Annotated in this window: 1 protein-coding gene and 1 pseudogene; both read left to right on the plus strand. The window is 25.5% G+C overall.

Translation table 11 applies throughout. The features are described from left to right. Positions 1 to 94: 94 nt before the first annotated feature. Positions 95 to 301: pseudogene (locus tag N518_RS17435) on the plus strand (hypothetical protein); the annotation flags it as partial. A gap of 137 nt (positions 302 to 438) precedes the next feature. Continuing rightward, the gene (locus N518_RS0115265; protein ID WP_005404735.1) at positions 439 to 1,347 is read left to right on the plus strand and encodes a hypothetical protein; all 909 of its coding nucleotides are present in this window, start codon (positions 439 to 441) and stop codon (positions 1,345 to 1,347) included. Positions 1,348 to 1,555: the final 208 nt, after the last annotated feature.

Here is a 1,555-nt window from a genome sequence, read left to right on the forward strand (position 1 = left end):
AAGTTAAGATGATGGTATGACAATTTTATATACTCCATAAACCCTTTAAATTAATTAGGTGGTTTATGTCGCACTTCAAGTTTTACTCTGCCGTGTGTTATTAATTGCTTCGCCTTCTATAAGTGAAAATGAAAGCCCAGAAATAAATCTTATGACGGTTAATAAGTTTGGCTTAGTTAAGAGTATTACATTGGATGTTTCTAAAAATATTTTAATTAACCAAAACTATGAAGTTTTTTATAAAGAATCTGGCCAAAATCACAAGCTGAGATTAAATGAAGAGGGTAGATTTGTTAAGTAATTTATTTTATATATAGATAATATTTTAAAAGCTTGAATCTGAAAAGTTGCTGGAATGTTATTTTATAATATCAAAAGAATTTGGGTTTGAAGGTTTAGTTTTAAAAAAAACCTCATGTATAAAGGATCTATTTAAAAATGAAAAATACATCTGTAAGCTTAACTGTGCTTATAATTTTATCAATTTTAGGATGTTCAAGTAATACGTCTGTAGCAAAAGATATAAATAAAATCGATGTCAAAAGCTGTTCAATTGATTTTGATGAAGTAGATTTTTGTACCAAAGAAAGATTAAAAGATTATAATAATATTTTAAAAAATAAAGTATCAAATTTTGATAAAAATAAGTTTTTAATGAGTTTTAAAGAAAAAAACTATTTATATTTTGCTGTTATCGATTTAGAAAGTCTTAAGGTTTTTACATTTCCAGCTTCATTGAGTGTGATGTCAAATATTAAGCCTGTAGAATTTTCATCAAATAATAATTTATTTTGTTTAAATGGTAACTTTAACCAATATCAGAATTCTTATAGGGCAGTAAAAACGTGCTATGTATATAATAATGGGGATTTTAATTTTAAATCAAGAGATGAGTTGGGAAAAGAAACAAAAAAATATGATAACTTTAGTTCCAATAATGAGATAAAGAAACTTAACTTACCAATTTCTTCCGATTTTTACTCTAAGTGTACTGAGAAAAATCCAGTGAAAAAATGTGAACAAATTGAAAAATATAATAATAGACCTTATACGTTATCTGAATTACAAAAAATATCTCCTGATTTGGTGGTTTTATTAAACGACTCAAAAGTAAAATCATTAAATGCAGATACATTTAGGTTCCTTCCTAAAATTAAAGATAGTTTTTATTCTATTGCCGAAAAGTATATTGATACAGATGAAGAATCTAGTTCTGAATTTTATCTGATAAAAATAAAACCTGAGCTGGGGGTAGTGAAAATAGGTGATTATTACTCAATTGATAGCTCTGGAGTGATTAGTTATAAAAATGAGAATGAAAAGCTATTAAAGAAAAATTTAAAATAAGAATAGTGTAATATACCCTATCCAAGTTGGGATATATCTTTTAAAATAAAAAATTAATGGTAATGGGTTTAAAATAATAAGGAATTTGAAATGAAATTTTTGAAAAAAGTAATGATAGGCAGAGTAAAACTTGAAGTGCGACATAAACCACCTAATTAATTTAAAGGGTTTATGGAGTATATAAAATTGTCATACCATCATCTTAACT

This window comes from Acinetobacter sp. UNC436CL71CviS28, from assembly GCF_000620525.1.
GTDB lineage: Bacteria > Pseudomonadota > Gammaproteobacteria > Pseudomonadales > Moraxellaceae > Acinetobacter > Acinetobacter radioresistens.

Excerpts from the sequence above, each read along its gene's own strand:
- N518_RS0115265 (WP_005404735.1), top strand. The coding sequence starts at position 439 with ATGAAAAATACATCTGTAAGCTTAACTGTGCTTATAATTTTATCAATT.